The sequence below is a fragment of the Coprobacter sp. genome, from assembly GCF_982436375.1.
Genome location: NZ_CEWDCG010000144.1, coordinates 1 through 7978, shown reverse-complemented (window position 1 = coordinate 7978; position 7978 = coordinate 1). Strand labels below are relative to the sequence as shown.

At 38.2% G+C, this 7978-nt stretch carries 8 protein-coding genes; 5 read left to right on the top strand and 3 right to left on the bottom strand.

Features of this window, described 5'->3' with window-relative positions; all coding sequences use genetic code 11:
- Positions 1 to 267: helix-turn-helix domain-containing protein (locus AC1WHX_RS08680; RefSeq protein ID WP_481229168.1), on the top strand; the 267-nt coding region annotated here is incomplete at its 5' end.
- An 84-nt stretch (positions 268 to 351) separates the two neighbouring features.
- Here AC1WHX_RS08680 and spt read toward each other — a convergent pair.
- Positions 352 to 1539 carry a serine palmitoyltransferase gene (gene spt, locus AC1WHX_RS08675; RefSeq protein ID WP_009317429.1) on the bottom strand — a complete coding sequence of 396 codons (1188 nt, stop codon included), beginning with the start codon at positions 1537 to 1539 and terminating at the stop codon, positions 352 to 354.
- Positions 1540 to 2082: 543 nt separating this feature from the next.
- Between spt and lpxD the strand changes: the two genes are divergently transcribed.
- From lpxD to AC1WHX_RS08655, 4 genes are all read left to right on the top strand, one after another.
- Complete coding sequence (gene lpxD / locus AC1WHX_RS08670) at positions 2083 to 3123, top strand: UDP-3-O-(3-hydroxymyristoyl)glucosamine N-acyltransferase (protein ID WP_122303415.1); 1041 nt, start codon at positions 2083 to 2085, stop codon at positions 3121 to 3123.
- 41 nt (positions 3124 to 3164) lie between these two features.
- A complete protein-coding gene (locus AC1WHX_RS08665; RefSeq protein ID WP_009317552.1) occupies positions 3165 to 4547 on the top strand; it encodes a bifunctional UDP-3-O-[3-hydroxymyristoyl] N-acetylglucosamine deacetylase/3-hydroxyacyl-ACP dehydratase in 1383 nt (460 codons plus the stop codon).
- Between the two features lie 11 nt (positions 4548 to 4558).
- Positions 4559 to 5335, top strand: a complete 777-nt coding sequence (gene lpxA / locus AC1WHX_RS08660; protein WP_009317553.1) for an acyl-ACP--UDP-N-acetylglucosamine O-acyltransferase — start codon at positions 4559 to 4561, stop codon at positions 5333 to 5335.
- A 228-nt stretch (positions 5336 to 5563) separates the two neighbouring features.
- Entirely contained in the window at positions 5564 to 6124 is a 561-nt protein-coding gene (locus AC1WHX_RS08655; RefSeq protein WP_009317554.1) for an IS1096 element passenger TnpR family protein, read from the top strand.
- Positions 6125 to 6308: 184 nt separating this feature from the next.
- On the opposite strand, the gene recA is transcribed toward AC1WHX_RS08655, so the two are convergent.
- Both recA and bcp read right to left on the bottom strand, forming a co-directional pair.
- Positions 6309 to 7349 carry a recombinase RecA gene (recA, locus tag AC1WHX_RS08650; RefSeq protein WP_009317555.1) on the bottom strand — a complete coding sequence of 347 codons (1041 nt, stop codon included), beginning with the start codon at positions 7347 to 7349 and terminating at the stop codon, positions 6309 to 6311.
- Positions 7350 to 7361: 12 nt separating this feature from the next.
- The gene (gene bcp / locus AC1WHX_RS08645) at positions 7362 to 7817 is read right to left on the bottom strand and encodes a thioredoxin-dependent thiol peroxidase (RefSeq protein ID WP_009317556.1); all 456 of its coding nucleotides are present in this window, start codon (positions 7815 to 7817) and stop codon (positions 7362 to 7364) included.
- Positions 7818 to 7978: the final 161 nt, after the last annotated feature.

Here is a 7978-nt window from a genome sequence, read left to right as displayed (position 1 = left end):
TCCGACTACTGTTCAAATAATTTGAATCTGTCTTCTGCATATTTCGAAGATCTGTTTAATCACGAAACAGGAATGAGTATAGCCGAATATATTCAATTAAGACGTGTGCATCTGGCAAAAGAACGTCTTTGCAATACGAATAAAACAGTCTCTTGTATTGCCCGAGAATTAGGTTATCCATCCCAACAATATTTCTGCAAATTATTTAAAAAATTATCAGGATATACACCGGATGAATACCGAAATCCTTGCAGAACAATATCATGACAAGACCAATACAAAAAATCCCTCTATTCTTATATTATAATTGAATAGAGGGAAAATTATGAATTTAAAAAATCGATTTTTTAACTATTTCAACAAGTCATACCGTTTAAAGCACTTTTGGATTTTATCAAGAGCAAAATCCAACTGTTCTTTTGTATGTGTAGCCATCAAAGAGAATCGAATCAATGTACTGTCTGAGGGTACGGCAGGAGACACTACCGGATTTACAAACACCCCTTCGTCGAAAAGTTCACGAGTAATGCGGAATGTTTTATTATTATCCCGAATAAATAGCGGAATGATAGGAGTAGATGTATTGCCTATCTCACACCCCATATTACGAAAACCGTCCAAAGCATAATGAGTCATTTCCCAAAGGTGCTCTATACGTTCGGGTTCACTTTCCATAATATCCAAAGCGGCAGACACCGCCGCCGTAGAAGCGGGTGTAATACTGGCACTGAATATATAGGACCGAGAATTATGACGCAAATAATTTGCCGTAATAGAGTCGGTAGCGACAAAACCACCTAAAGAAGCGAATGATTTTGAGAATGTTCCCATAATCAAATCGACATCTTGAGCTACGCCGAAGTGATCGCAAGTTCCTCGTCCTTGTCTCCCGAAAACTCCGATCCCATGAGCTTCATCTACATAAATCGCAGCATTATATTTCTTTGCTAAAGCAACAATCTCAGGCAAATTGGCAACATCCCCTTCCATGCTGAACACACCGTCTACAACAATCAATTTCACTTTGTCTTCGGGACAAGATTTCAGGACCTTTTCCAAAGAGGCCATGTCATTATGCTTAAATTTCAGCTGAGTAGAAAACGAAAGACGACGACCTTCAATAATCGAAGCATGATCGAGTTCGTCCCAAATAATATAATCCTCTCTTCCGGTAAGACAAGATATTACCCCCAAATTCACCTGAAAACCCGTCGAATATATAATCGCTTCTTCTTTTCCGACAAAACGAGCCAAGCGTTTTTCCAATTCTACATGAATATCAAGCGTTCCGTTCAAGAATCTCGATCCGGCACAACCAGTACCATATTTTTTTATTGCAGCAATAGCTGCTTCTTTAATTTTCGGATGATTAGTCAGCCCCAAATAACTGTTTGACCCGAACATCAATACTTTCTTGCCGTTGATAATGACTTCAGTATCTTGATCACTTTCTATTTCGCGAAAATACGGATAAACGCCTAAAGCTTTCGCTTTTTGCGGGGCATCATATCTCGCTAATTTTGCTTGTAACAGCTTCATAATAATTAAAGAAGTTAACAGGTTATATAATTAAGCCATTAGATTTTCAAGGTATTACGCAAAATCGCCCAATACAATTAAAAATTTACAAGATGCAAAAATAAGTAATTATTTTTAATGTGGGATATTTCTGAATTAAATTTGTCACTTTTATTTTTATCTGAAATAGACAGATACATTAAGAGAATGTCTGAATTTTCCTATGCAGAAAATATTACCAGGTCATTTTTATGTTTTCTTCTTGTCTTTTTTCCCTCGTCAGACAATCCGCTATTATCCTCGTAAAAACAATAAAATATCCTCGAAAGAAACTCTCAAATCTGACCTGAGCAAAATATAGACAGCATCTAAGAGTCTATTTCTACCCGATACTCACTGAGAACCATAACCGGTTAAACAGACAAAGAATATACAAAACTTTTTATAATACAGAGGTTTCCATACTTGAATAAAAACAGATAAATATCCGTCATATTTGAAAAAAAAATGCGTAATTTGCAAAATGAAACAATTTTGTAACCATTAGAATATAACTTAATACGAATGGAATTTTCCGCACAGCAAATCGCCGATTTCCTTCACGGCGAAATTATCGGAGACAATCAAGTTAAAGTGAACAACTTGTCTAAAATTGAAGAAGGGAAACCCGGAACACTGACTTTTTTGGCCAATCCCAAATATACTCATCACATCTATACGACCCAAGCCAGTATAGTTTTAGTAAATCGGGATTTCGAACCCGAACAAAAAATAAATGCGACACTAATTAAGGTTGATGATGCGTATTCTTGTCTAGCACAATTACTTAACTTAGTAAACCAAGCACGCCCCGAAAAAAAAGGTATCGATAAAGATACATACATTGCAGCGTCTGCAACAATTTCTCAGTCTGTATATATAGGTGCGTTCGCTTACGTAAGTGAAAATGTAAAAGTAGGAGAAAATGTCAAAATTTATCCTCAAGTTTACATTGGTGATAACGTAACGATCGGAGATAATACGATTTTATATCCCGGGGTAAAGATCTATCATGACTGTGTGATCGGGAAAAATTGTATTATCCATGCGGGTGCGGTAATCGGAGCTGATGGTTTCGGCTTTGCTCCTCATAACGGTGCATACGTAAAAATCGCACAGATCGGGAACGTGATCATCGAAGATCAAGTAGAGATCGGAGCAAATACAACGATCGACCGCGCCACAATGGGATCGACTATTGTAAGAAAAGGAGCTAAACTGGACAATTTGATTCAAGTCGCCCATAATGTAGAGATCGGAGAAAATACGGTTATGGCAGCCCAAGTGGGCGTTGCAGGATCAACGAAAATAGGCAGTCATTGCATGGTTGGCGGGCAGGTTGGTTTTGCAGGACACATCACTATCGGTGACCGGGTGAATATAGGTGCCCAATCGGGAATTCCTAACCACGTAAGTTCCGACACAAGCATATTGGGTTATCCGGCAGTACCGGCAAGAGAATTTGCCCGTTCTACTGTAATGATAAAAAAGTTACCGGAATTAAATCAAACCGTCAAGCAGTTGCAGAAAGAAATTGAAAATTTAAAAAAACAACTCGAAAAGTAAGGCCTTTTCTCATTTCAGAGTGCATTATTTAGAGAATATTTATGAAACAACAGACTTTACAAAACAGCTTCTCCTTAACAGGGAAAGGATTGCATACGGGAATGGACATCACAATCACATTCCTTCCCGCACCTGAAAATCACGGGTATAAAATTCAACGTATAGACCTTCCCGAACAACCGGTTATCGAAGCTGTCGCAGATCAGGTAAGTGAAACCCAACGAGGTACTGTAGTGGGAAAAAACGAAGTTGTCGTAAGTACCATAGAACATGCCATGGCTGCCCTCTACGGAGCAGGAATAGATAACTGCCTAATACAAGTAAACGCTCCCGAATTTCCGATACTCGACGGTAGTGCCAAATATTATACCGATGCAATCGAAAAAGCCGGCATCGTCGAGCAAGAAGCAGAAAGGGATTATTACATTATCAAAGATAAAATCGAGGTTAAAGATGAAAATACCGGATCATCGATATTAGTATTACCGGATGATCATTTTAGTGTAAACGTACTGATAAATTTCGATTCGCCTGTTCTCAACAATCAATATGCTTGTTTGGAGGATCTGGAACAGTTCAAAGACGAGATTTCGGCAAGCCGTACATTCGTATTTGTCCGAGAAATAGAACCTTTGGTAAAACATAATCTTATAAAAGGCGGTGATCTCGATAATGCAATTGTTATATATGATCAAAAAACATCACAAGAAGAACTTGATCGTCTGGCCGATTTGATGAATGTTCCTCACAAACATGTAGATGAACTCGGCTATATCAATAATAAACCCTTAGTGTTCGATAACGAACCTGCACGCCATAAGCTCTTAGATATACTCGGAGATATAGCTCTTATCGGAAAACCGATTAAAGGCCGCATCATAGCTACTCGTCCCGGACACAAAATCAACAATCAACTGGCTCGCTCTATCCGCAAGGAAATGAAACGGCAAGAAATACAAGCCCCGTCATACGATCCGAATAAAGAGCCGATTATGGATGTAAATCGGATCAAACAATTGCTTCCTCATCGGTATCCGATGTTATTGGTAGATAAAATCATCGAAATAGGGAAAAATCATATCGTCGGGATAAAAAACTTTACATCGAACGAGCCGTTTTTTCAAGGCCATTTTCCACAAGAACCGGTCACTCCCGGAGTCTTGTTGATTGAGGCTATGGCACAAACAGGGGGATTATTGGTATTGAATACAGTCGAAGATCCAGAAAAATATTCGACCTATTTTTTAAAAATAGATAACGTAAAGTTCCGTCAAAAAGTAGTTCCGGGAGATACTGTTATATTCCATATTTCATTCATGACAGAATTACGCAGAGGATGTGCCTATATGAAAGGATACGCTTTCGTAGGTAACAAAATCACAACCGAGGCTGAATTTATGGCTCAGATTATAAAAAATAAATAATACCCACTTTTATGAAACAACCATTAGCTTATGTACATCCGGAAGCCAAGATAGCTCCTAACGTAGTTATCGAACCGTTCGTTACTATCGATAAAAACGTGGTTATCGGTGAAGGGACGCGCATTGGTTCCAATGTAACAATTCTTGAAGGAGCCCGTATCGGAAAAAATTGTAACATTTGTTCCGGTGCTGTTATCTCAGGAATTCCTCAAGACCTAAAATTCAAAGGGGAAGAAACAACCGCTGAAATCGGAGATAATACCACTATACGCGAATGTGTTACAATCAATAGAGGTACTGCATCGAAGGGTAAAACCGTGATCGGCAATAATTGCCTTCTTATGGCTTATTGCCACATTGCCCATGATTGTGTTATCGGTGATAATATTATCATGTCAAATGCGACACAAGTAGCCGGAGAAGTACGAATCGATGATTTTGCAGTTATCGGAGGCGGTACTCTTGTACACCAGTTCTGTCATGTAGGTGCTCATGTTATGATACAAGGAGGATCACTCATCAATAAAGATATACCCCCTTATGTCAAAGCCGCCCGTAATCCTATTTCTTATGCCGGCATTAACTCTATCGGTTTGCGCCGACGTAATTTCACCAACGAAACCATACGTGATATTCAAGAAATATACCGATACCTCTATCTATCCGGCTTAAATAACTCGGATGCAATAGAACGTATCGAAGCAGAATTACCCGCAACTAAAGAAAGAGACGAAATCGTGTTATTTGTACGTAACTCTCAACGAGGAATTATTCGCGGTTATCTATAAAAATAAGAAATATTTTCCGAAATCCGAGAGGCACTGTTTAGTGCCTCTTTTTATATACAGAATAACTCAAAACACAGATTAAAAATATAACGTAAATAATAGGAATAAAAAAATCGGATAAGGGTTATACTATACAAGATATTTTTATTATTTTTACCCAATAAACAAAGGGGTTCTTTTTAAACGAAACCTGAAAAAACGATTTAAATAAACTGATTGTATCTGATTATGATATTCAAATTCTTAATCCTATCTGATGAGGTTGATGACTTTGCAAGAGAAATCAGTATCGACTCTGAGGCCACTTTTTTGGAGCTGAATGATGCGATTTTGGAATCGGTCAACTATACTAAGGATCAAATGACTTCCTTTTTCATTTGTGAAGATGACTGGGAAAAGAAAACGGAAATCACTTTAATGGAGATGGATACCAACTTCGAAGACGACTCTTGGGTAATGGCAGAAACCCGACTCAGCGAATTATTGGAAGACGAGAAACAACGGCTGATCTTCGTTTTCGATAATATGACCGAACGATCATTTTTTATGGAATTACGAGAAATCGTTCCAGGTAAAAACCTAGATAAAGCCATTTGCTCCAAATCTAAAGGTAACCCTCCTACTCAACTAATGGATTTTGACGAACTGGAAAAAACCTCAAATAACACCGATACCGGACTCGGAGAGAACTTCTATGGTGATGAATCTTTCGACCCGTCAGAATTGGATGAGGAAGGCTACAACGATTTAGATATGACCGAAGGAAACAATTCTTTCAATGATTATTAATTTCCTTATCACAATATAAAACAATAAAAATAAAAGAGTTATCTAGGGAATATCACAGATGACTCTTTTATTTTATCAACCTCTCGAAACAAGAAGATAACCTTGGAAACAGGTCTCGAAAACAAGAAATAGCAGAACTCCTTAAAATCCTACTATTCCATATTTGATTTTCCTAAATTCAGTACTACTTAGTTGCAGGTCGCAAGGCTTCCATGATCTTAGCTTCCAATTCTTCGGCCAACTCCGGATTATCCTGAATACATTTCTTTGCAGCATCCCTACCTTGTCCGAGTTTTGTATCATCATAGCTAAACCAAGAGCCGCTCTTTTTAATTATGCCTTTTTCCACTCCCAAATCAATGATCTCTCCTGCACGAGAAATACCTTCTCCGAACATAATATCGAACTCGGCTTTACGGAAAGGAGGAGCAACCTTATTCTTCACAACTTTTACCCTTGTCTGATTACCGATCACTTCGTCCCCATCTTTAATCTGGCTGACACGACGTATATCCAATCGAACAGATGCATAAAACTTTAATGCATTCCCCCCTGTCGTTGTTTCCGGATTACCGAACATCACGCCTAATTTGTCACGCAACTGATTGATAAATATGCAAGTAGTATTTGTCTTACTTATTGTAGCCGTCAATTTACGCAAAGCCTGAGACATAAGACGTGCCTGTAATCCCATTTTAGATTCTCCCATATCTCCTTCTAACTCAGCCTTAGGAGTCAACGCTGCAACTGAATCGATAACAACAATATCTACGGCAGAAGAGCGTATCAGTTGCTCTGCAATCTCCAAAGCCTGTTCTCCGCTATCCGGTTGAGATATCCATAAGTTCTCTACATCGACCCCTAATTTTTCTGCATAAAAACGGTCAAAAGCATGTTCTGCATCTATAATTGCCGCAATGCCTCCGGCTTTCTGGGCTTCGGCAATAGCATGAATCGCCAATGTCGTTTTACCAGAAGATTCCGGACCATAAATCTCGATCACACGGCCTCGTGGAAAACCTCCGACACCTAAAGCGGCATTCAAACCAATAGAACCTGTAGGAATTACGGCAATCTCATCGATATGGTCATCCCCCATCTTCATAATTGCACCCTTGCCATAATTTTTTTCTATTTTATCCATAGCGGCCTGCAAAGCCTTCAATTTTTCACTCGGAACAGGAATTTTACCCATCGGAGCTTTTTTTTCTTCTGTATTCTCCATATTTATCTTATTTTATTTTCCATTCAAAATCTGAGCAGCGTGCTCTTTTGTATTTACTTTTTCTATCACACGCTCTATGATTCCGTTCTCATCAATCAAAAATGTTGTCCTTAAAGTTCCCATATAAGATCTCCCGGCCATCTTTTTTTCTGCCCATACACCAAACTCTTGATTCAACCGTACCTCAGTATCAGCTATCAAAGAAAATGGCAACGATTGTTTTTCTATAAACTTCTGATGAGACTTTTCATTGTCTTTACTGACTCCTATTATTTCATACCCCGCTTTCTGCAATTCTGAATATGCATCTCGTAAACTGCAGGCCTCCGCCGTACATCCGGGGGTATTATCTTTAGGATAAAAATAAAGTACCAATTTTTTTCCTTTAAAATCTTCTCGTTTCAACTCTTTCCCCGTCTGGTCATAACCCAGAATCTCAGGTATTTTATCTCCAACTTTTAATGCCATAATTAAATATTTTATTTCTCAAAGATAAGAATTTATATAAAAACATCAAGGTTCTCCATCTCATTTATAACATTCATCCTCATACCATCGATAATGCAAATTAAACAAATATATACGCCAAATAATAGCATATATGATAATTTCTTTATAAAATCTTTCGG